The 20,046-nt window shown below is 72.4% G+C and carries 16 protein-coding genes; 12 read left to right on the top strand and 4 right to left on the bottom strand.

Annotated elements, in window-relative coordinates:
- Window positions 1–165 precede the first annotated feature (165 nt).
- The 5 genes from ACZ466_RS46805 (at window position 166) to ACZ466_RS46785 (ending at window position 4,792) form a co-directional block, all read left to right on the top strand.
- The gene (locus tag ACZ466_RS46805) at window positions 166–888 is read left to right on the top strand and encodes an alpha/beta fold hydrolase (RefSeq protein WP_378279540.1); all 723 of its coding nucleotides are present in this window, start codon (window positions 166–168) and stop codon (window positions 886–888) included.
- Between the two features lie 187 nt (window positions 889–1,075).
- Window positions 1,076–1,915, top strand: coding sequence for a TauD/TfdA dioxygenase family protein (locus tag ACZ466_RS46800; protein ID WP_378279539.1), 840 nt, complete (start codon window positions 1,076–1,078; stop codon window positions 1,913–1,915).
- A 138-nt stretch (window positions 1,916–2,053) separates the two neighbouring features.
- Window positions 2,054–3,004, top strand: coding sequence for a MetQ/NlpA family ABC transporter substrate-binding protein (locus ACZ466_RS46795; protein WP_378279537.1), 951 nt, complete (start codon window positions 2,054–2,056; stop codon window positions 3,002–3,004).
- 11 nt (window positions 3,005–3,015) lie between these two features.
- Entirely contained in the window at window positions 3,016–4,131 is a 1,116-nt protein-coding gene (locus ACZ466_RS46790) for a methionine ABC transporter ATP-binding protein (RefSeq protein ID WP_378279535.1), read from the top strand.
- 1 nt (window position 4,132) lies between these two features.
- Complete coding sequence (locus ACZ466_RS46785) at window positions 4,133–4,792, top strand: methionine ABC transporter permease (RefSeq protein ID WP_378279533.1); 660 nt, start codon at window positions 4,133–4,135, stop codon at window positions 4,790–4,792.
- A 25-nt stretch (window positions 4,793–4,817) separates the two neighbouring features.
- On the opposite strand, the gene ACZ466_RS46780 is transcribed toward ACZ466_RS46785, so the two are convergent.
- The 3 genes from ACZ466_RS46780 to ACZ466_RS46770 all read right to left on the bottom strand — a co-directional run bounded on the left by ACZ466_RS46780 (window position 4,818) and on the right by ACZ466_RS46770 (window position 9,029).
- Window positions 4,818–6,851 carry an excinuclease ABC subunit UvrA gene (locus tag ACZ466_RS46780; RefSeq protein WP_464041977.1) on the bottom strand — a complete coding sequence of 678 codons (2,034 nt, stop codon included), beginning with the start codon at window positions 6,849–6,851 and terminating at the stop codon, window positions 4,818–4,820.
- A 479-nt stretch (window positions 6,852–7,330) separates the two neighbouring features.
- Window positions 7,331–7,870: a pyridoxamine 5'-phosphate oxidase family protein gene (locus tag ACZ466_RS46775; RefSeq protein WP_378279529.1), complete on the bottom strand. Its 540-nt coding sequence runs from the start codon at window positions 7,868–7,870 to the stop codon at window positions 7,331–7,333.
- Between the two features lie 112 nt (window positions 7,871–7,982).
- On the bottom strand, window positions 7,983–9,029 hold the full coding sequence (locus ACZ466_RS46770; RefSeq protein ID WP_378279527.1) for an NAD(P)H-dependent amine dehydrogenase family protein: 1,047 nt from the start codon (window positions 9,027–9,029) through the stop codon (window positions 7,983–7,985).
- A 301-nt stretch (window positions 9,030–9,330) separates the two neighbouring features.
- Here ACZ466_RS46770 and ACZ466_RS46765 point away from each other — a divergent pair, with 301 nt between their 5' ends.
- The 5 genes from ACZ466_RS46765 to ACZ466_RS46745 all read left to right on the top strand — a co-directional run bounded on the left by ACZ466_RS46765 (window position 9,331) and on the right by ACZ466_RS46745 (window position 15,769).
- Window positions 9,331–10,347, top strand: coding sequence for an MDR family NADP-dependent oxidoreductase (locus tag ACZ466_RS46765; RefSeq protein ID WP_378279526.1), 1,017 nt, complete (start codon window positions 9,331–9,333; stop codon window positions 10,345–10,347).
- Between the two features lie 14 nt (window positions 10,348–10,361).
- Window positions 10,362–10,763, top strand: a complete 402-nt coding sequence (locus tag ACZ466_RS46760; RefSeq protein WP_378279524.1) for a MerR family transcriptional regulator — start codon at window positions 10,362–10,364, stop codon at window positions 10,761–10,763.
- 338 nt (window positions 10,764–11,101) lie between these two features.
- Window positions 11,102–14,110: a LuxR C-terminal-related transcriptional regulator gene (locus ACZ466_RS46755; protein ID WP_464041976.1), complete on the top strand. Its 3,009-nt coding sequence runs from the start codon at window positions 11,102–11,104 to the stop codon at window positions 14,108–14,110.
- Window positions 14,111–14,289: 179 nt separating this feature from the next.
- Window positions 14,290–14,760, top strand: coding sequence for a hypothetical protein (locus ACZ466_RS46750; RefSeq protein WP_378279520.1), 471 nt, complete (start codon window positions 14,290–14,292; stop codon window positions 14,758–14,760).
- Window positions 14,761–14,971: 211 nt separating this feature from the next.
- Entirely contained in the window at window positions 14,972–15,769 is a 798-nt protein-coding gene (locus tag ACZ466_RS46745) for an FAD-binding oxidoreductase (protein WP_378279518.1), read from the top strand.
- A gap of 34 nt (window positions 15,770–15,803) precedes the next feature.
- Here ACZ466_RS46745 and ACZ466_RS46740 read toward each other — a convergent pair whose 3' ends face one another.
- A complete protein-coding gene (locus ACZ466_RS46740) occupies window positions 15,804–17,678 on the bottom strand; it encodes a hypothetical protein (RefSeq protein ID WP_378279516.1) in 1,875 nt (624 codons plus the stop codon).
- Between the two features lie 660 nt (window positions 17,679–18,338).
- On the opposite strand from ACZ466_RS46740, the gene ACZ466_RS46735 reads away from it, so the two are divergent.
- Both ACZ466_RS46735 and ACZ466_RS46730 read left to right on the top strand, forming a co-directional pair.
- On the top strand, window positions 18,339–19,532 hold the full coding sequence (locus tag ACZ466_RS46735) for a cytochrome P450 (RefSeq protein ID WP_378279514.1): 1,194 nt from the start codon (window positions 18,339–18,341) through the stop codon (window positions 19,530–19,532).
- Between the two features lie 29 nt (window positions 19,533–19,561).
- On the top strand, window positions 19,562–20,029 hold the full coding sequence (locus ACZ466_RS46730; protein ID WP_378279512.1) for a VOC family protein: 468 nt from the start codon (window positions 19,562–19,564) through the stop codon (window positions 20,027–20,029).
- Window positions 20,030–20,046: the final 17 nt, after the last annotated feature.

Genomic DNA, 20,046 nt, shown 5'->3' with positions numbered 1-20,046 from the left:
CCCCGTTCCGGAGCCGACCGAGTTCGGCGCCGATGAGCGTTTTCTGGGGATCGGGCGGTTCGATTCAAGCACCGGCCGCACTGCCCGGCCATCGGTTTCTGCGAGGGCGGTGAGGCCGGCCGTACGCCGCGACGGCACCGGATGGCATATTCAGATGCTGTGACAGTGACAGAACGTTGGACCGCTCGCAGTGGACCGCGCATCCGCTACCTGGACAACGCGCCGGCCGCCCCCTCCGGACTGCCGGTGCTGTTCTCGCCCGGCCTGTCGGACCTCGCGGACGAGTACACCGAGATGCTCGAGTTCTTCGCCCCCCGGCGGCTCCTGGTCGTCGAGGTCCGCGGCCGCGGCCGCAGCGAGGCTCCGCCGTCGGGTTACGCGGCACGGGACCACGCCGCGGATCTGAGCGCGGTGCTGGACGAGGAAGGCATCGAGCGGTTCCACCTGGTCACCTTCTCGCGGGGCACCACCTGGGGGCTCGACCTGGCGCTGTCCCGCCCGGAGCGCGTGGCCTCCCTCGCGATCGCCGACTATCGCGCGATGGAGGTCGGCCTGCCCCCGTCGTTCGCGGAGTCGCAGTGGGGGATGAGGTTCCGCGGCCGGCCGATCAGCGAACGCCTGCCGCGTCACGTCCTCGAACGGCTCACCGCGGAATCGGAGTCCAGGGACCTGTGGGACCGCCTCGGCTCGCTGCCCTGCCCGCTGCTGGTGGCCCAGCCCGGCGGCACGGGCGGAGTTCTCACGGATGAGGACATCGCCCGCTATCGCGGCGTCCGGCCGGACGTCGAGGTCGTGGTCGTGCCCGACGCTCCCCACGACGTGTTCCGGCCGGACCGCCTCTTCTTCCCGGAGGCGGTCGCGGCGTTCGCCAAGCGGGCGGAGGGCTGACACCGGCCCCTCCCCGGCCATCGCCCGCCACCGGGGGCGGCGCCGGCCAGATATCCTATTTTTCCGGTAGGTATTGCATAGTTCATGTCGGGACTCGTACGCTGATCACGTGTGAACGGTTCCGGTTCCGCCGGCGGCTCGGCCCACCGCCTCGTTGGTCCTCCCGTGTGATCCCAGGAGTTCAGTCATGACCGTCACCGCCCCCGCTTCTCCCACCGCCTACCGCGTCCGGCGCGCGGGCCCGCTGTTCGGCGCCGAGATCTCCGGTGTCGACCTGACCCGGCCGGTGGACGAGGCGACCGCGGACGCGCTCCGCCGGGACTTCGTCGACCACCGGGTGCTGGTGTTCCGCGACCAGCATCTCGACCCCGACCAGCACGTCGCCGCCGTGCGCGTCTTCGGCGAGCCGTTCGATCACCCGACGGCCCACCGCGCCACCGGCGACGGGGCGAACCGGCTGGTGTACCCGTACGACGTGCGCTCGACCGGCAAGGCGTCGACGTGGCATGTCGGCGGCGTGTGGCGCAACCCGCCGTTCAGCATCGAGTCGCTGACCTATCAGGCGGTTCCCGAACTGGGCGGGCACACCCTGTGGGGCGACCTGCAGGCCGCCTACGACGACCTCTCCGATCCGGTCAAGCGGCTGCTGGAGTCGGTGTCGGCCGTCTACGACGCCGATCCGGTCAACTACGCCCAGGGCAGCGCGAAGGCGGACACGGGCACGACCATCGAGCACCCGGTGGTCTTCACGCACCCGGACACCGGCCGCAAGGGCCTGTTCATCAGCACGGGCACGCTGGGCCTGACCGGCGTCACGGCGGGCGAGGCGAAGGCGCTGCTGCCGTTCCTGCTGGCTCACGCGTCCTCGCCGGACTACACGATCCGGTTCTCCTGGCGGCCGGGTGACTTCGTGCTGTGGGACAACCGCGCCACCTGGCACTACGCGATCGACGACTACGCCGACGGCCCGCGCCGCTATCGCAAGGTCATCGCCACCCGCGAGCATCTCCTGTCCGCGGCGGCATGACGGGTCGCGAGCGGCCTCTGTCGCGGTTGAGGTCGGCACGGCGCCGCTTCTGACGGGCTGTCGTCCACTCCCCCACCGGCCGCTCGCACGCGACGGTTGCCGGGCGGTGCTCCCCTCGCTGACTTCCCGGAGGTTGTTGTGTCCGATTCATCCACGCCCAGCGAACCGGCGGCCGAACCGCGGCTGCCGGAACGCCCTGCCGGGGGCGGGCGACGCCTCACCTGGATCGCCGCGGCCGCGGTCGTCGCCGTCGCCGCGGTCGTCGTCGCGGTCGCCTCCGGCGGTTCCGAGGATGCGAAGACGGTGCGCATCGGCGTCGTCGACGCGTCCGAACCGTACTGGAAGACCTACGCGTCGCTGGCGAAGAAGCGGCTCGACGTCGACGTGACGTACGTGAACTTCAACGACTACAGCCAGCCGAACCCGGCGTTGAAGGAGAAGCAGCTCGATCTGAACCAGTTCCAGCACATCCAGTACCTGGCGAACTACAACGTCACCGCGCGCGACGACCTGCAGCCCATCGGCGCGACGGCGGTCTACCCGCTGCCGCTGTACTCGCTGAAGCACCGCTCGCCGGACGCGCTGCCGGGCGGGGCCAAGGTCGTGATCCCGAACGACGCGATCAACGAGGCGCGCGGGCTGCTGGTGCTGCAGGCCGCCAAGCTGTTGACGCTGAGGGACGGCGGCACCGCGTTCTCCAAGGTCTCCGACATCACCTCCAAGAAGGTCGAGGTGGTGACCCTCGACGCGTCGCAGACCGCGCGGGCGCTGCAGAGCGGTTCGGCGGCCGCGGCGGTCGTCAACAACAACTACGCCACGACCGCGAAGCTGCCGAGGTCGAACGCGATCTTCCAGGACGACCCGGCGAGCCCGAGCGCGGCGCCGTACGTGAACCTGTTCGTCGCCCGCGACGCCGACAAGGACGACCCGACGTACCTGAAGCTGGCCGAGCTGTATCAGGACCCGGAGGTGCGGAAGGGGGTCCAGGCGGCCAACGGGGGCGCCGCGGTGTTCCGGAACCTGCCGCCCGCGAAGTTGCAGGCCGACCTGAAGACCGTCGAGGCGCAGGCCCGGGCGGCGCAGAAGTAGAAGGGAGACGGGTGGCCCGGGACCCCGCGTGGTGCCGGGCCGCCGTTGCGATGATGGCCATCACCGGCAGCGGCTCCGCGCCGCACGGCTCCCAGGCGCACGTGCGTCTCGAGCACGTGACCAAGCGCTTCCCCGGTAACGGCCGGCGGGGTGCGCCGTTGACGGCGCTGGACGACGTGAGCCTCGAGATCGATCGCGGCGAGGTCTTCGGCGTCATCGGGTACTCCGGCGCCGGCAAGAGCACGCTGGTACGGATGATCAACGGCTTGGAGACGCCCACCCGGGGGCGGGTCCACGTCGGGCCGCACGAGCTGACGGCGCTGGCGGAACGGGCCCGGCGCGGTGTGCGGCGCGACATCGGCATGGTCTTCCAGCAGTTCAACCTGTTCCGGTCGCGCACCGTCGCGGGCAACGTCGCCTACCCGCTCAAGGTCGCGGGCGTGGCGCGGCCCGAACGCGACCGCAGGGTGGCGCGGCTGCTGGACTTCGTGGGGCTCCTCGACCGCGCCCACGACCACCCCGAGCAGCTGTCCGGCGGGCAGAAGCAGCGGGTGGGGATCGCGCGGGCGCTGGCGACGGAGCCCTCGCTGCTGCTCGCGGACGAGGCCACGAGCGCGCTCGACCCGACGACGACGGGCGAGGTGCTGGCCCTGCTCCGGCGGGTCAACCGCGAGCTGGGCGTCACGATCGTCATCATCACCCACGAACTGGAGGTGATCCGGAGCATCGCGGACCGGGTGGCGGTGCTGGACGGCGGCAGGCTCGTCGAGTCCGGAAGCGTCTACGAGGTCTTCGCCCACCCGCGCACCGAGGCGGCCGCCCGCTTCGTCGGCACGGCCCTGCGCGACCGCCCGCCGCCCGAGACGCTCGCCCGGCTGCGGCGCACGCACCGGGGCCGCCTGATCACCGTGCGCGTGCGCGACCGGGCCGGCTTCCAGACGGCGCTCGCCGCCACGTTCCTGCGCCACCAGGTCACGGCGGAGATCGTCTTCGGCGGCATCGGCGAGCTGCAGGACCGGCCGGTCGGGAGCCTCACCTTCGAGCTGACCGGGCCGCCGGGCGCCGTGGACGCCGCGCTGGCCGCGCTGCGGGACGACGGCGCCGACCTGGTGGAGGAGGACGACTGAGATGGACGAGTTCATCGACAACCTGCCGGTCTTCTGGGCGGCCATCGGGCAGACCTTCTACATCGTGACCATCTCGGTGGTGGTCGGCGGTGTGCTCGGTCTGGGCATCGGGCTGGTCCTGTACGCGTCCCGTCCGGGCAACCTGATGTCCAACCGGCCCGTGCACCTCGTCGTCAACATCCTCGTCAACGTCGTCCGGCCGGTCCCGTTCGTCATCTTCCTCATCGCGATCCAGCCGCTGATGCTGCACACCATCGGCACCACGATCGGCACCGACGCGGTCACCTTCGCGCTGTCGCTGTCCGCGGCGTTCGCGGTCAGCCGCATCGTCGAGCAGAACCTGCTGACGGTGAGCCCCGGCGTGATCGAGGCGGCGCGCGCGGCCGGGGCCCGCCCGCTGAGCATCATCGTCACGGTGCTCATCCCCGAGGCGCTCGGCCCGATCATCCTCGGCTACACCTTCATCTTCGTCGCCGTCGTCGACATGTCCGCGCAGGCCGGGCTCTTCGGCGGCGGCGGCCTGGGCGACTTCGCGATCACGCACGGATCGCAGCGCTACAACTGGCCGATCGTCTACATCAGCGTCGCCACGATCGTGGTGATCGTCCAAGCGGGCCAGTTCCTCGGCAACTGGCTGGCCCGCCGGGCCCTGCGCCGCTGATCCGCCGTCCCGCGCCGGTCTTCGCTCAGCGGTGCACGCCCTGCCGCACCTCCAGGAGCGGCAGGCCCGCCGCATACCGGCGGAGGAAGCCCGCGGTCGGGGTGTCCGCCGCCGCGACGGCCTCCGGGGCGCCCTGCGCGACCACCGCGCCCCCGTCCGGACCGGCGCCCGGCCCCAGGTCGATCACCCAGTCCGCGGACGCGGCGACCGGAATGTCATGTTCGGCCACGACGACGGTGTTGCCCGAGTCGAGCAGCGCGTCGAGCGCGTCCACGATGCGCTGGACGTCGGACGGGTGCAGGCCCGAGACGGGCTCGTCGAGCACGACGAGCCCGGCCTTGCGGCTCGCGGCACCCCGCTGGATCGCGGACGCCAGTTTCAGCCGCTGCGCCTCGCCGCCGGACAGCTCCGTGGCGCTCTGGCCGAGTTGGAGGTAGCCGAGCCCGACCCGGTTCAGGGCGCCCAGGGTCTCGGCGAGCTGCCGGGGCCCGGCGAACCGCTCCACCGCCTCGGCGACGGTCAGCTCCAGGACCTGGTCGATGCCCAGTCCCCGATACCTGATCTCCAGCGCCTCCGGCTTGTAGCGCCGCCCCTCGCACGCGTCGCAGACCACCCACACGTCCGGCAGGAAGTGCATGTCGACCAGCTTGCGGCCGTACCCGGCGCAGGTCTCGCAGCGGCCGCCGCCCGCCGTGTTGAAGCTGAACCAGGAGGCGTTGACCCCGCGTTCCCGCGCCGTGCCGGTCTCGGCGAACAGCTTGCGGACGATGTCGAACGCCTTGCTGTACGTCGCCGGGTTGGACCGCGGCGTCCGCCCGAGCGGTTCCTGATCGACGACGGCGACCCAGCCGAACGGCTCGAGGCCGGTCACCCGCCGCACCGCGTCGGTCGCCGTCCCGTTCAGGGCGGCCTCCACGCCCGCCCCGAGCGCGCCGAGCAGGCTGCTCTTGCCGCTGCCGCTCACCCCGGTCAGGCAGGTGAGCCGGCCGACGGGGAAGCGCACCAGGTCCGCGGTGACGTTGTGCGCCCGCAGGCCGTGCAGTTCCACCCAGCCGGTGCCGTCCCCGGCCGGGCGGCGGGTCCGGCGCAGCCGCGGCCCGTCGCCGGCCAGATAGCGCCCGGTCAGCGACTCCGGATGGGCGGCCGCGTCGGCGGGCGGCCCCGACACCAGGACCTCGCCGCCGAGGCGGCCCGCGCCGGGCCCCATGTCGATCACCCAGTCGGCCCGCGCGATCAGCTCGGGATCGTGCTCGACGAGCAGCACCGTGTTGCCGGCCTCGCGCAGCTCCAGGGCGATGTCGAGCAGGTGCGCCTTGTCCGCCGGATGCAGCCCCGTCCCGGGCTCGTCCAGGACGAAGATGATGCCGCTCAGCTCGGTGCTGAGCTGCGCGGCGAGCCGGGTCCGCTGCAACTCGCCCCCGGACAGCGTCGCCGCGCTCCGGGACAGCTGCAGATGGGCCAGGCCGAGCCGGTCGAGGATGGCGAGCCTGCGGCCCAGGTCCTGCAGCAGCGGCTCCCCCACCTCGCGCTGCCGGGCGTCCAGGTCGTCGGCCACGCGCCCCGCCCAGGCGCGCACCTCGCGTACCTCCACCTCCAGCAGGCCGGGGTAGGTCAGCCCGCCGAGCCGCACGGACCGGGCCACCCCGTCGTACCCGCTGCCGCCGCAGGTGCCGCAGGGCTCCTTGCGCATGTACGGCAGGTACCGCTGCTTGGCGCCGGCGGTCTGGGCGTTCACGAACACCCGCTCCACCTCGGCGAGCGCGCCCCGCAGCGGCTGGCTCCCGGTGTAGGTCATCCGGGACGTCTCGTTCTTGTTCGGTATGTCGACGGTCGCGGTGATCTTCTCCTCGCCCGTGCCGTACAGCACGCAGTGACGGAACTCCTCCGGCAGCGACCGCCACGGCCGGCCGAGGTCCACGCCCCGCTTCTCGGCGAGCGCCGGCACGAACGCGTGCTCCCCCGACCGCCACTTCGCGTACCAGGGCGAGGCCCCCTCGAACAGCGGAAGCTCCGGACGGGTGATGATCAGATCCTCCTGCGCCTGCCAGCGCCCGCCCACCCCGTGGCAGTCCGCGCAACTCCCCTCCGGTGTATGGCGGTCGAAGTGGGCCGTCGTCAGATGCCCGTCCCCGCTCGCCGCCGGATCCGCGCCGATCCCCGGCAGGCGCGAGTACAGCAGCCCCAGGTGCCCGTCGATACCGGTGATCGTCGCGACCGTGGAGCGGGGATTGCGGTTCAGGCGGCGCTGGTCGACCGCGAGCGTCGCGCCGAGTCCCAGGACGCGGTCGACCTTCGGCCGGTTGCGCTGGGTGATGTACTGCCGCACGAACGGCGAAAGCCCCTCCAGGTAGCGCAGCTGAGCCTCACTGTGCAGGGTGTCGACGGCCAGCGAGGTCTTGCCGCTGCCGCTCACCCCGGTGAAGGCGACCAGCCGCCCCTTGGGGATGCTCACCGACACGTCCTTCAGATTGTTGGTGCGCGCCCCCACCACGTCGATGGTCTCGAGCCCCATACTCGCGACGTCCCGTACGAACGCGGTCAACCTGCGTCCACCCCTCCGGACCGGGCCTCCTTGGCGATGTCGGGGGCGTAGACGGTCATCCAGTGCGGCCGCAGCCGGTAGAAGACCACCTCGTCTTCCCAGTCGAAGGCGCCCTCACCGTAGAAGTCCTTGAAGTACGCGAGCAGGTCCGGCCAGTCCGCGGCCGGCTCGCCGTCCCGGGGGTTGAGGATCTCCACCGTCCCGTGCGTGAACACGCCCAGGTCCTCGCCGCGCATGTGCGCGGCGCTGGCGGCGGGCCGTGCGGCCAGATGGCGTGCCTTGGCGGCGTTGCGCGCCGTACCGAAGTGCCACTTCCCGTGGAGGAAGTGCCCGTCCACACCGCTGATCCGCGGCTCGCCCTTCGCCGTCACGGTGGACAGCGCGAGCGTGCGCATACCGGTGAGGGCCCCGGTGACCTGCTCGGCGGTCAGCGTGCGCTCGGTGCTGATGATCGAGCGCAGATGCGGGGTGGAGCGGGCCAGGGAGGCGTCGAGCAGAGCCTGGAGCTCCTTGAGGTCTTCTGGTGTCTCAAGCATGGGTGTCCTTGTCCGTCCGTGGTGACACCCATGCTCGCCGCAAAACCTGACACCTTGTGTCGCTCTTCTTCGCCCGTCCCCGCGGACGGCCAGGAACCGGCGGTGGCCCGGGTCAGCGTTGCGCCGCCAGCCATCGTCCGGCCGGCGCGCAGGGGAGCCCGACGTCGGCCAGGTGCAGGATGCCGGGCCTGGCGGCCTTGACGTTGAAGACGGCGTTGACCGCGGGCAGCGCGGTCATGGTGTCCCACTCGTGGTTGCCCCAGCTGTCGGGCGGGATGAAGCGCATGCGGGTGTCGACGCCCGGCTCGCCGTCGATGACCACGTGGTACTGGTCGTCGGTGAACTCCCAGCTCTCGTTGAGGTGCTTGGTCAGGTACCAGGCGAACTTCATCTCGATCACCGTGCGGCCGTCGATCCTGCCCTCCCAGCCGACCCGTACCGCGGCGTTGGTGCCCTTCTCGATCCGCATGTAGCCCAGATCGACCGTCTGCGCGGCGGTGGCGTAGTCGAGGGAGAACTCGACGTCGTCCAGCGTGTACTCCAGGGCCAGCGCCATGCGCTGCACGGCTTCGTAGGCGGGCTTCATCCACAGCCGCGCCGTCTCGACGACCTTCGGCGTGGTCCCGGTCAGGGAGATGCCCATGGCCAGCCAGGTCTCGGCCGACTCGTAGACGGAGCAGTCGGCGGCCTCCAGGATGGAGATCTTCCGCACGTCCCGGCACACCCCGGTCATGGCCACGACCATCGTGTTGATCCAGCCGGGGCTGACGCCGGTGATGTAGAGCGAACTGCTCCCCCGGGCGCAGGCGGCCTCCAGTCGTTCCCTGGTCTCCCCCTCGATCCCGCCCACGTCGAAGAACAGATTGGTGCTGACCACGTCCGTCCCGGACTCCAGCAGCCGGAGGACGTGATCGAGATCGGCCATGAACGGGGTGTAGACCACGGTGTCGGCGCCCAGGGCGACCAGCGCGTCCACGTCGTCGGTGGCCGTGACGCCGCACGGCGGCCGGCCGCACAGTGTCCCGGCGTCGACGCCGGCCTTGTCCGGCGACCAGGCGTACACGCCCACCAGGTCCAGCCGGGGATCGTCGAGTACCGCCCGCAGGGACAGCTTGCCCACCTTGCCGGTGGTCCACTGGATGACACGAAGCCGCTCCATCCGCGTTCCCTCCTGCCCGCCCGGAGCACCGCACGACCAGCGGTGCTACACGACTGTTCAACACCGGCATTGTTCGTGACGCCGGGAGCATGCGTCAATACGCGAGGGCGGAACCGTTCGCTTCACGTCCAGGGAAACGCAGGTCGCGGCCGCCGCCGACCTCGCCTTCCTCTTCCTCCAGCCCTTCCAGCAGGCGAACAATGCCTCGCCAGAACCCTCGCCAAGGTCGCGGTCGGCGGGCTTGCCCCTGACGCGCGCGTCAGGGGTTAACGTCGCCTCCCACGATCTTGAGGAGCGACCCATGCCGACCCAGCCCCGTACCAGTCGCGAGGTACGGCTCGCCGCGCTGCCCGAGGGCCTGCCCCGCCCCGAACACTTCACCGTCGCCCGCATTCCGGCCCCCGCGCCCGGGCCCGGCCAGGCGTTGGTGCGCAACCGGTTCTTCCAGGTGTTTCCCGCATTGCGCACGCTCATCGGGGGAGGCGTGCCCGGCGCGCCGATGCCGCCGCTGCGCCCCGGCGACCCCCTCTTCGGAGCCGCGATCGGCGAAGTGCTCTCGGCCCCCGACGGCAGCGGCCTTCGCCCCGGTGACCTGGTCCACCACTGGCAGGGCTGGCGGGAGTACGCGGCCGTGGACGCCACAGCGTGCGCTCCGGTGGGCGACTCGCTCCCCGACCCCGTCGCGCGCCTCGGCCAGGGGCACACCGCCTACAGCGCACTGGCCCACGCCGCTCGGACGCGGCCCGGCGACACCGTCTTCGTCACCGGCGCCGCCGGCGCGGTCGGCTCCCTCACCGGGCAGATCGCGCGGCTGCTGGGCGCCGCCCGGGTGATCGGCAGCACCGGCAGCACCGCCAAGGCCGACCGCCTGACCGCCGAACTCGGCTACGACGCCGCCGTGATCCGCGGCACCGACCCGATCGCCGCCCAGCTGGCCGAGGCCGCCCCCGACGGCATCGACGTCCTGGTCGACAACGTCGGCGGCGACCAGCTCCAGGCCGCGGTCACCGCCGCCCGGACCGGAGCCCGGTTCGCGCTGGTCGGCACCCTGGCCCGCCAGCTCTCTCCCGACGAGACCGGCACCACCGCCCCCGTCGAGCTGGACACCTTCCAGCTCATCGTCAAGCAGATCACCCTCCGCGGCGTCACCGGCGCCTCCGGAACCGACCAGGAGTGGATCGAACGGTTCGGCGGCTGGCTGCGCAGTGGCAGCGTCACCTTTCCCCACGTCCGCGTCCCGGGCATCGACCGCGCGCCTCAGGCGTTGCACGAACTGATCAGCGGGCGGCACCTGGGAGCCGTCGTCGTCGAGGTGTAGAGGAGAACAAGGCCATGCGGATCGGCGACGCCGCGGCGGCCGCGGGCACCACACCGCGCGCGCTGCGCTTCTACGAACAACGCGGTCTGCTGCCCCCGCCGCCCCGCACCGCCAGTGGCCAGCGGCTCTACGGACCCCGCGAGATCGCCCGCATACGGATCATCCGCAGGCTGCTGGGGCTCGGCCTGACCGTCGAGGACATACGCCGCTGCGCCCACCGCCTCGACCTTCTCGACGGTGACGACCTCCCGCCCTACGGCAGCGCCGGATGCGACCGGGGCAGCGGCACCGTCCAGCACCGCATCGCCGCCCTCGACACCGAGATCGCTCGGCTCACCCGGCTGCGCGACAGCCTCGCGGCCGCGATCACCCCCGCATCGGCGGCGCCCCAGGAGGCGCGTCAACCGGCGGAATGAACCCGGTGGCGCCAAACCGTGAAATGCCGAAACGCCCTGCCCAGGATCGACCGGGACAGGACCATTAACCTACGATGACACAGCCGAAAACCGACCGGTCCGGCCGGGAAACCAGAGACTTTTAGCACGCCGCCGCACCTGGGCCCTTGACGCTTTTCCTGCGAACTCCTCACCTCCGGTGCCGGGCCGGAAGAGCCGGTGACAAGGTGCTCGGCACGCGGACGCGCGGTACGGGGAATTCGACAGGGGGTTGTTGCGGTGGTGATAACCGGCCGCAGCGTCTTTTTCTGCATCGCGTTAAACATTTCCGACTCTTGATCACAATAATGCGTCCGAACGTGCGCGACGACGCGGCCGAGTGGCAGGAGGTCCCGCCGATGACGCCAGAGGACCCCGCACTGGTGGAACGCGACGGTGACCTGGCCGCGGTGGTGGCGGCGCTCGCCCGGCCGCCCGCCTTCGTGGTGGTGGAGGGCGAGCCGGGCGCCGGGAAGACGCGACTGGTCCGCGAGGCGCTGGCCGACCCGTCCGCGGCGCGCGGGCAGCGGCTGTTCGGACGGGCGTGGCCCGCCCCGGAGCAGTGCACGCTGGCGCCGGTGTTCGAGGCGCTCGCGTCGGCGCGGCCGCCTCACGCGGGGAGGCTCGGTCCGCTCACCGGCGTACTGCGTCCCGTCCTGCCGCACCTCGCCGGAGTCCTGCCGCCAGAGCCCCCGCCGTTGGGCGACCCTCCGCTGGACGATCCGCGGCTGGCCCGCCACCGGCTCGTCCGGGCCGCCGCCGACCTGCTCGCCGGGCTCGGGCCGGCGCTGCTGGTGGTCGACGACGCGCACTGGGCCGACGAGGGAACGATCGAGTTGCTCCGGCTGATCGGCACGCGGCCGCCGGCGGAGCTGTCGGTCGTGATCACCTGCCGGTCTCCGGCGGGCCCGTCCGCCGGGGCTCCGGCGGTGCCGTCGGCCGTGCGCGTGCGCCTCGCGCCGCTGACGAGGTCCGGTGCGGCGCGGCTGGTGCGGGCGGTCCTGGACGACCCCCGCCCGGTCCTGCCGCGCCGTCTCGCCGACCGGCTGTACGAGCGCCACGGCGGCGTGCCGTTCGCGGTGCGCGAGGACGTGGCGCTGCTCCGGCGGCGCGGGCTCCTTCGTCCGGTGAACGGCGAATGGACGCTCGCCCCGGTGGCAGGAGCGGAGGCAGGAGCGGAGGCAGGAGCGGATGCGGGCGTCGGCTCCGCGGCGTCGGCGCCGGTCCCGCCGGCGGTCGCCGCCGAGATCCTCTCCCGCGTCGCGGGCCTCGGCACGGCCGAGAGGGCGGCGCTGGAGGCGGCAGCGGTCCTCGGCACGGCGGACGAGCCAGGGCTGGTGGCGCGCGTCGCCGGGATGGACGCCGAACAAGCCTGCGCGGCCCTCGGCGAGGTGACCGGCCGCGGGCTGCTCCGCGACCACGGCCCAGGTCGCGGCTCCGTGAGGTTCCGCCATGAGCTGGCCCGGCTCGCGATCTACCAGGCGATTCCGGGGTGCGGACGGCGCAGGCTGCACGAGGTCGCGGCGCGCGAGTTGCTGCGCACCGGGCAGGGCGCCCTGGCCGTGCGGGCGGCGGCGCATCACCAGGAATCCGGGGACGTCCAAGGATGGGCCGAGACCGCCGAAACCGCCGCCCGACTCGCCGCCGCGGACGGCCTGTACGAGGACGCTCACGCCTGCCTTCGGGACGTCCTCCAAGCGGACGCGGTCGGCGAGGACGCCCGTCCCGCGCTGGCGGCCAAGCTGGGCTGGGCGGCCTCTGGGGGCGTCGACCGGACCGGGACGACCTCCGCACTGCTCGCCGCCACGCTGGAGCACGACATCGCCCCGCCGGAACTGCGGGCCGAGTTGCTCCTGCTCAGGGCGTGGGCGTCGGCGCGGTCCACGGTGCCGCGGCGGGAGAGGGCCGCCGCGCTCGCCGGGCTGCGCGCGGCGATCGGCGATCTGGCCGGACGGCCGGACCTGCGCGCCATCGCCCTGGCCGTCCTCGCGCTGCCGGACGGACTGCCCGGCCGCGACCTCCGCGCGCAGGTCGCGCGGCTGTGCCAGGCGCACGCGGCCCTCGCCGGAACGGACGACCCGATGGCGCGCGTGGTCGTCCAGGTCACGACCGCGCGCCTGCTCCTGGCCCTCGGCAGCCCGGCGGCACGGCACGCGGCCGACGCACTGCCCGCGCACGGTGACCGTCCCGAGGTGAACCGCCAGCTCGTCCAAGGTCTGCTCGATCTCGCCGAGGAGGCCGCGCAGTTGGGCCACCGCGCCTACGCCCTGAAGCTGGTGGAGCGGGCGCGGCGCGCGGCCGCCGGGGTGCGGTCGCACACCTACGACCGGCGGCTCCGCGTGGTCGAGCTGGGGATCCGCTGGACGACCGGCGACCTCGGCGCCGAGGACCGGGCCGTGTCGCCCTCCGGCGACGATCCGCTCGTCCAGGACCCGGCGGGCGCTTCACCGCACGCGCGGGTGCTGGCGGGGCGGATCAGCGCGGGCCAGGGACGGCTCGACGTGGCCCGCCGCACCCTTCACGCCGTCGCCCAAGGGCCGTACAGGACGGGTGAGGAGCTCGCCGCCGCCGTGCACGCCGTGGCCGAGTACGACCGGGTGGCGTCGACCGATGCGCACCGGGCCCTCGGCCTCGCATTGACCCGCCGGGTGGTGGACGAGCTGGCGCGCCGGCACCTGTGGTGGTGGGCGGCGCCGCTGCTGCCGTTCGCACCGCTCGAGGTCGTCCGCGCCGTCCTGCCCCGGTATCGCGGCGCCCTCACCGGCCTGGACGTGCCACTGGCCCGCGCGGCGCTCGACTTCGCCGAGGCGCGGGTGCACGAGCGGTACGGCGACCCGGACCGGGCCGCGGCCGGTTACCGCCGTGCCCGCCGCGCGTACGCCGCGCTGCCGGACCCGCGGCTGGCCGCGCACGCCGCCGCGGCCGAGGTGGGCGCCAAGCTCGCGGCCGGCCGTCCCGCCGACGCCGGCCCGCTGCGGCACGCGTGGAGCACGTTCACCGGCCTCGGCGCGCCCTGGGACGCCGACCGGCTCAAGCCCCTCATGCGGGCGGCCGGACTGCCGACGCACAGGCGGCGCGGCCGCCCCGCCTACGGCAACGAGCTGTCGCCGCGGGAACGCGAGGTCGCGGGGCTGGCGGCGTCGGGTCACACCAACCGGGACATCGCCGCGACCCTGTGCCTGTCCGACCGCACGGTCAAGTTCCACCTCGCCAACGCCATGCGCAAGCTCCAGGTGGGCAACAGGCGGCAGCTCCGCGACGTGCTGGCGCCGCGCGACCACGTCTGCCGGTGCGCCCGCTGCGGCTGGACGCTCCAGAGCGTCGATTAAAACCGTCCCCCGGGGACGGGGCCGTTCGCCGGTGACTCCGGTGACCATGAAAGCGATGCACACCCGGCGCATCGGCACCGGCCTCCACAACCGTTCCCACTCCCCCAGGCCGGTACGCACCCCGCCACGCCGGGCCCGCGGCGGAAGGACCGCCGCACGCGTCGAGGAGGAGAACCCGCATGAGACCCGCCACTGTGCTCGCCGGCCTCGCCGTCGCCGTCGCCGCCACCGGTCTGACGGCGGCCCCCGCCCACGCCGCCGCCCCCGGACTGGTGGACGGCACCCTCTCCGCGCTCGGCTTCACCTGCACCTTCGCCAACGCCACCACCAGCGACACGCCTCCCAACACCCTGACCATCGACCACACCACGCTCTCCCCGCAGTGCGGCGGTGGCGTCAGCATGTCCCTCGCGAGCTCCCCGACGTTCACCTTCGACGACATCCCCGGCACCGCCTCGACCCCGCAGCTCGACATCAACGCCGGCGGACTCGGCATCACCTGCAGCTACCGCGTGACCAACGTGACGGTCACCCGCAGCGGGACGACCCGCTCCTACACCGGCGGCCCGTTCACCGCCACCAGGGTCTCCGGCGGATTCCTGTGCCCGTCCACCACGAACGTGGAGACGGCCGCCTTCAGCTTCCACTGACGATCCGGCGCCGATCCCCGGGGCACCTTCCTCTGAGGAACGGCGCGGTGGACGAGGGGCGGGCTCCTGCTCTCAGGGCCCCGCCCCTCGTTCTACCGTGGGGATATGCGCCTGACCGCCTTCACCGACATTTCACTGCGCATCGTGATGCGCCTGGCCGTGGCGGGCCCGGACGAACTGCTCACGACACGGGCCGTCGGTCTACTGGCTGATGGCCGGCCGGCTGATCGCCATGGAGGCCCGTCTCTACGCGGCCGCCGGAGCGCACGACGGCCGCACCTGGCGGCGGTGGCGGATCGCCGAGCGGCGCGAGGAGACCCGCGACGTCGTGTCGCTGGTGCTGCGCCCGCTCGACGACGGCCCGCTCCCGCCCGCGCTGCCCGGCCAGTACGTCAGCGTCCGGGTGCGGATGCCCGACGGGGTGCACCAGCTCCGGCAGTACACGCTGACCGGTCATGGCGCGGACGGAACACGGCGGATCACCGTCAAGCGGGTGCGCGGCGCCCACGATGGCGAGGTCTCGAACCTGCTGCACGCCACCGCCGCCGTGGGGACCGAGCTGACGCTGTCGGCCCCCTTCGGCGACGTGACCCTGGCCGACCTCGACACCCCGCTCGTGCTCGCCTCGGCGGGCATCGGCTGCACACCGATCGTGGCGATGCTCCAGCACCTGGCCTCCAACGGCTCGCCACGCCGCGTCCTGCTCCTGCACGCCGACTCCTCAAGGGACGGCCACGCCCTGCGCCAGGAGATGGAGACGCTGACCGACGCGCTCCCCGGCGCCGAGCGCGTCTTCTGGTACGAGCAGGACGGGCACGAGGACGGACAGGGCCGCACCGGCCGCATGGACCTGGCGGACGTCGCGATCCCCGAAGGCGCGACCGCCTACCTGTGCGGCCCGCTACCGTTCATGCGGCACGCGCGGGCGCAGCTCGTGGCGGGCGGTGTCGCCGCGCGCGACGTCCACTACGAGGTCTTCGGCTCCGACCTGTGGCTCGCCCGCTCCTGACCCCGAACCCACCGCCGTCCCCGTCCCGGAGCGGCTAGTTGGTGCGGGCGCTGACCAGGTGTTCACCGATGTAGCCGATGTAGACGGTCCCGTGCCCGGCGATGTCGTCGAGGAAATGCAGCCTGGGCGCGGGAGGCAAGGTGTCGATCTTTATGTGGGCGCCCATGTAGGCGCGGCCTGAGGGGTCGGTGGCCGGGGCGACGGGGAACGTCCGGGCTTGGCGGTAACGCCCGTTGGTCTCGGAGCAGTCCGATTCGCCCATCGCGGCGATGTGAGCGCTGATGAGAGCGCCGGTGTGCCCGGACCTGAGAAAGGTGTAGAAGCTGGCGAGTTCGGGGCCGGGTTCCTGGCCGGCGTCCAGGCGCCCGCGTTTGAGGGTCGCGTAATGGTGCAGTGAGGCGAGGGCGTCGGAGATCTTGCGGCGCCACGCGTCGGCCTTGGGGTGCTGGTCCAGCGCGCACGCCGGGCGCATGTCGAGGCGGGCGAAGTCGAGCAGCGGGTACTGACGGGCGGCCCGGGCCAGGAGGTCCTCCATGCTGCCGGGGACGGCGCCGTCGTCGACGACGGCGGCATCCGCGGCGGCCTCCGTGGTACGGGCGAGGGAGGCCAGCCGCAGGGCGAGGACACCGCGTTCGCGAACGGCGAGGTCTCGCTCGTCGGTGAGGAGATCGCACTCATCCACGTAGGCGTCGCGTTCGGCGGTGAGCTGCGCGATCTGGTCGAGTTGCGGGCGGGCCGCCTCGACCTGCTCCCTGAGCTCGGCGATCTCGGCGAGCAGGCGCTGGTTCTCCTCGCACAGGCGCTGCTTGCCGGCACTCAGGGCGGCGAGGTCGCGCCTGGCCTGAGCCAGTGCCGCCCTGTCCCTTTCGGCTCGCTCGGCGAGATCGTCCCGCTCGGGGGTCGACGGCTCGGCACGGACCGGGGCGGGGTGGTCGCGCAAAGTCGGCAGTGACGTAGAAGCCAGCGTGCGCGTCGTCCCGAGGTCTGGCTCGACGGCGGAGCAGCGCCGCAGCCGCGGGTGGTCGTCCAGAAGCCGGGCGGCCTCGGCGGCCTGCCCGTCCGGGTCGCGCCCGGTGCATGCTCCCGCGGCGATGGCGAACAGCGGTTCCGTCCATCCGGGCCGCCGCACCACGTTCTTGGCCAGGACCAGGTCCTGCTCGGCTCCGGCGGCGGCTGCGAAAAGCCTGGCTCCCCCCACCGGGACGGGCCGTGCGGGCAGTTGCTGCGCCAGGTACTTGCGTACCCGGCCATCGACCAGCATCACCGTGCACGCCCCGGGCCAGGCGGCGGCGTTCAGTTCCCCGCCGTCGGGGATCCTGCCCGCGTGCATCGCGACCACCAGCACGGCGGTGCTGCGCGCCGGATCGGCCAGCGCACGGGCGATCCGTTGATGCTCGTGTTCGTCGCCCATGGCTATCAACCGCCCGGTCGCCACGAGCGGCGACAGCGTCTGGACCCATTGCGGGGCGTCGGTCACCACGATCGGACCGTCGAACAGCGGCACGCCGCTGAGATCGTGCACGCCGGCCCCTTTCAACCCGAGCATGTTGAGCGGGGAGGTGACGGCGCCGCTCCAGCCGGAGTCGGCGAACGCGCTCAGCCCCCACTCCACCCGCCCCTCGCCCTCCGCGGCGGTCGCCTCGCGGAGCGCCAGCGCGACGATCACCAGGCCCGCGACCGGGTCCTGCCAGGACGCCGTCGTCACCAGCCCCCCTGTCCCGGAACCGGTGGCCTTCCACGGCCTCATGGTGATCTCGTCGTCGTCGGCCTGCCGGGTCAGCTGCGCGGCCAGCGCCCCGACCGGATCGGCGGGGCTACTGTGCAGTTCGCCTTGCATCCACAGGCGCTGGAGCGGCCGCTGGGCCTTGACGTCGGTGTCGGCAGTGGTCGAGCCCGGGGTCACGGTCATGCGGGAGTTCCCTCGCGTGGCTGGGAGTGGGCCGTCCGGGGGACGGAGAAGGTGTCCACGTGCTCCAAGAGATGATGCCGGACCTCACCCTCGGAGTCCCCGCTTCGGAAAATCGCTCCTCAGCATCCGCGGAATGCGCTATAAGCCTTGACACGCCCCTGGGGCCTAGCCATATCGGGCATCCCCCTCGGACGGGGGCATATTGCAACCACGGCCGCGGCCCCGCCCGCGAAAACGGCGCCGGCTCCTAATTCGGACGCACCGCCGCCGAAATGCTCACCCCGCGCCCACGCCCCCACCGCTCATCTCGAGATCGCCATCGGCAGCAGGAAACAATTCATTCCCGGATTCTCGGCAGTTCCCTTTGCGGTCGTTCCGATGACCGACGCGGGGGCGCCACACTTCCTCTTCGTTGTGAGCCCGCTGATCGGCGTGCAGGTCCACGTCGACGGCGCCGGGCCGACGGGGCGAGGCGTCCCGTCGTCCTTGACGCCCTCCGGCGGGAGTGTTAAACAGTCGTTCAGCACACGGTGCCGGCCGTCACGACATCGGCGTCGCCGCGGGCGGACCTCGTGCCCGACCAGCGGGCGGTCTGCGCTTCCTCCAACCGTCGGCGTCGAACGCGCATGGGACATCCACACGATTCCGGGAGGCCAGGTCATGGAGACCGGCGGCGAGATCTACTGGGACCCCTACGACGCGACATACGCACAGGACCCGTATCCCCTCTACCGGCGGCTGCGGGAAGAGCGGCCGCTCTACCGCAACGAGAAGTACGACTTCTACGCGGTCAGCCGCTTCGAGGACTGCGAACGCGGTCTGCCGGACTGGAAGAGGTTCTCCTCCTCCCGCGGGGACATCCTCGAGATCATCCAGTCGGGCTTCGAGATCCCGTCCGGAACCCTCATCTTCGAGGACCCGCCCATCCACGACATCCACCGGCGGCTGCTCTCCCGCGTCTTCACCCCGCGGCGGATCGGCATGCTGGAACCGCGGGTGCGCGACTTCTGCACCGCCGTCCTGGACCCGCTCGTCGGCACCGACCGATTCGACCTCATCGAGGCGGTCGGCGCCCAGATGCCGATGCGCGTGATCGGCATGCTCCTCGGCATCCCCGAGGCCGACCAGCCGGCCATCCGCGACATGGCCGACGACGCCCTGCGCACCGAGGGCGGCGGGAAGATGCGGTTCGAGGGCGCCGCGACCCTCACCAACGAGGCTTTCGGCGAGTACGTCGACTGGCGCCGGGACCACCCGTCCGACGACCTCATGACCGATCTCCTCAATGCCGAGTTCGAGGACGAGCACGGGCGGACCCGCACGCTCACGCGCGACGAGGTCCTGACCTACGTGAACGTCGTCGCCAACGCCGGCAACGAGACGACGGGACGGCTCATCGGCTGGATCGGAGCCGTGCTGGCCCGCCACCCCGACCAGCGCCGCGAACTCGTGAACGACCCCGGCCTGATCCCCAACGCCATCGAGGAGATCCTGCGCTACGAGCCCACCGGGCACTTCATCGCCCGCTACGTCAACCAGGACGCGCGGTTCCACGGCGGCACGGTCCCGGCCGGCAGCGCCCTGCTCTTCATGGTGGGCTCCGCCAACCGCGACCACCGGCGCCACGCCGACCCCGACCGGTTCGACGTCCGCCGCGAGATCGGCCAGCAGCTGACCTTCGGCCTGGGCGGCCACTACTGCCTCGGCGCGGCCCTGGCCCGCCTGGAGGGCAGGATCGCGATGGAGGAGATCCTGAAGCGCTTCCCGGCGTGGGATGTGGACTGGGACAACGCCAAGCTGGGCCAGACCTCGACGGTCCGAGGCTGGGAGACCCTCCCGCTCGTCCTCGGATGACCCCCCGCCACCACTGATCGAGGAGGATCATGTCGTCGTCGGCAAGCGGCTTCTCCGCCGTCTCCCACATTGCTCTGTGCGTGTCCGACCTTGAGCGGGCCGTTCGCTTCTATACCGAGGGGCTGGGGTTCGAGGTCTCCGACGGGTGGAACATCGGAGACGCGCTCGCCCAGCTACTTGAGACACCGCCGCCCGTGAACGTCCGGTCCCAGATGATCGTCAACGGGGCGACGAAGATCGAATTGCTCGGTTGGAGAAATCCGCGGGCCGAAGGCGTCCCGCCCGCGAACCGCCGGCAGATCGGGTTCACCCACCTGTCGGTGCTCGTGGACGACCTGCGCACGGCCGAGACCCGGCTGGTGGAACTCGGCGGAACCGTCATCGAGTCCTCCCGCACGCATCAGCCCGCGGAGGGGAACGGTTCCGTGGACATCCTGTTCGTCGCCGACCCGGACGGCGTGCGCATCGAACTGGTCCACTTCACCTCAGAGTCGTAGCATCCGCGGGCCGGCCG

The sequence above is a fragment of the Actinomadura rugatobispora genome (assembly GCF_055379765.1).
This window is presented reverse-complemented; position numbering and strand designations above follow the sequence as displayed.

Bases quoted from the DNA above. Each gene is read 5' to 3' on its own strand.
- ACZ466_RS46735 (WP_378279514.1), top strand. From the start codon at position 18,339: ATGGAGACCGGCGGCGAGATCTACTGGGACCCCTACGACGCGACATAC.
- ACZ466_RS46745 (WP_378279518.1), top strand. From the start codon at position 14,972: ATGGCCGGCCGGCTGATCGCCATGGAGGCCCGTCTCTACGCGGCCGCC.
- ACZ466_RS46765 (WP_378279526.1), top strand. From the start codon at position 9,331: ATGCCGACCCAGCCCCGTACCAGTCGCGAGGTACGGCTCGCCGCGCTG.
- ACZ466_RS46750 (WP_378279520.1), top strand. From the start codon at position 14,290: ATGAGACCCGCCACTGTGCTCGCCGGCCTCGCCGTCGCCGTCGCCGCC.
- ACZ466_RS46770 (WP_378279527.1), bottom strand. From the start codon at position 9,029: ATGGAGCGGCTTCGTGTCATCCAGTGGACCACCGGCAAGGTGGGCAAG.
- ACZ466_RS46775 (WP_378279529.1), bottom strand. From the start codon at position 7,870: ATGCTTGAGACACCAGAAGACCTCAAGGAGCTCCAGGCTCTGCTCGAC.
- ACZ466_RS46740 (WP_378279516.1), bottom strand. From the start codon at position 17,678: ATGACCGTGACCCCGGGCTCGACCACTGCCGACACCGACGTCAAGGCC.
- ACZ466_RS46760 (WP_378279524.1), top strand. From the start codon at position 10,362: ATGCGGATCGGCGACGCCGCGGCGGCCGCGGGCACCACACCGCGCGCG.
- ACZ466_RS46800 (WP_378279539.1), top strand. From the start codon at position 1,076: ATGACCGTCACCGCCCCCGCTTCTCCCACCGCCTACCGCGTCCGGCGC.
- ACZ466_RS46730 (WP_378279512.1), top strand. From the start codon at position 19,562: ATGTCGTCGTCGGCAAGCGGCTTCTCCGCCGTCTCCCACATTGCTCTG.
- ACZ466_RS46785 (WP_378279533.1), top strand. From the start codon at position 4,133: ATGGACGAGTTCATCGACAACCTGCCGGTCTTCTGGGCGGCCATCGGG.